General features: G+C 69.3%; 2 protein-coding genes. One reads left to right on the forward strand and one right to left on the reverse strand.

The genetic code is table 11. The features are described from left to right. The coding region (locus tag AC3ETA_RS47705; RefSeq protein ID WP_432199158.1) for an IS5 family transposase at positions 1–672 on the forward strand (672 nt) is incomplete at its 5' end. Here AC3ETA_RS47705 and AC3ETA_RS47710 read toward each other — a convergent pair. Next, complete coding sequence (locus AC3ETA_RS47710; RefSeq protein WP_432199159.1) at positions 629–1165, reverse strand: hypothetical protein; 537 nt, start codon at positions 1163–1165, stop codon at positions 629–631. The two genes, AC3ETA_RS47705 and AC3ETA_RS47710, sit on opposite strands and share 44 nt — an antisense overlap. Between the last annotated feature and the right edge of the window lie 113 nt (positions 1166–1278).

Here is a 1278-nt window from a genome sequence, read left to right on the forward strand (position 1 = left end):
CTAGTGGACAACGGGATCAAGTGGCGGGCGATGCCCGCCGACTTCCCGCCGTGGGACCGCATTTACGCATTCTTCCGCCGCTGGCGCGACAACTTGCTGGTCAAGGAGTTCCACGACCGGTTGCGCGGACAGGTCCGCGAGGAGCTGGGGCGCGACGCGCAGCCGACGGCCGCGGTGATCGACTCGCAGTCCGTCAAGGCGGACGCCGTCGTCGGAACGGACAGCCGCGGCTTCGACGGCGGCAAGCTGGTCAACGGCCGCAAGCGGCATGTCGTGGTCGACACCCTCGGCCTGCTGCTGGGAGTGATGGTCACCGCCGCGGACACCGGCGACCGCTCCGCCGCCCAGGTGCTGCTCGGCCAGGTCGCCGACGTGCACCACCGGCTGGAACTGGTCTGGGCCGACGGCGGCTACACCGGCAGCCTCGTCGAGTACTGCCTGGCCACGTTAGCGCTGGTCCTGGCGATCGTGAAACGCAGCGACGACATGCGCGGCTTCGTAGTGCTGCCCAAGCGGTGGATCGTCGAGCGCCTCTTCGCCCATCTGATGCGAAGCCGCCGCCTGGTGCGCGACTTCGAGCGGCGGACCACCAGCGCGGAGGCGATGGTCTACTGGTCGATGACCTTGCTCATGACCCGTCGCCTGGCCCGCTCACGCCTGCCGCGAGAGTGAACCGGCCCGGCTGCCGCTCGGCCAGCCAGCCGCGGGCCACCAGGCGTTTCGCTTTCGACCGCAGCGCCTCCACCCGCGCCGGCACCACATCCATGCCGAACACGGAGGCCATCTCCTGACAGGTCAACGGCCCTTGACGGAGCCGGGCCCGGTCCTCGAGCGCCATGAGAATTCGCTGGTAGTCCACCGACAGCACCGACCAGGCCAGCCCCTGGCGCCACACCGGCACCTGCGACTTCGGCTTCGCCGCATCCCCAGACGTCGACTGCACCTGCGCATCCCGCGGATCCGCGGTGACCTCCGCCTCGGCGGTGGCACCGGCGTCCGGAGCCAGCACCGTATCGACCCGCCTGCGAGCGATCGTCCACTCCTGCCATTCCAGCTCGGCCGCGGCAAGCTCGGCCTGGATACGGTCGGCCTCCTCCCGCAGTCCGTCGACTCGACGCCGAGCGGCGAGCTCGTGCTGTTCCAGCAGCCCAACAACCGACGGCATCCGCGACCTCCCGGGGAACGACGACCCGACAGGCCACCACTCCCACGGAACCGCCACTCCTATCCCCGACCAGCAAAAACGTGTCGATCACGTCCGGAAAGACAACACCTTCT

The organism is Streptomyces sp. bgisy027 (assembly GCF_057710365.1).

Bases quoted from the DNA above. Each gene is read 5' to 3' on its own strand.
- AC3ETA_RS47710 (WP_432199159.1), bottom strand. From the start codon at position 1,165: ATGCCGTCGGTTGTTGGGCTGCTGGAACAGCACGAGCTCGCCGCTCGG.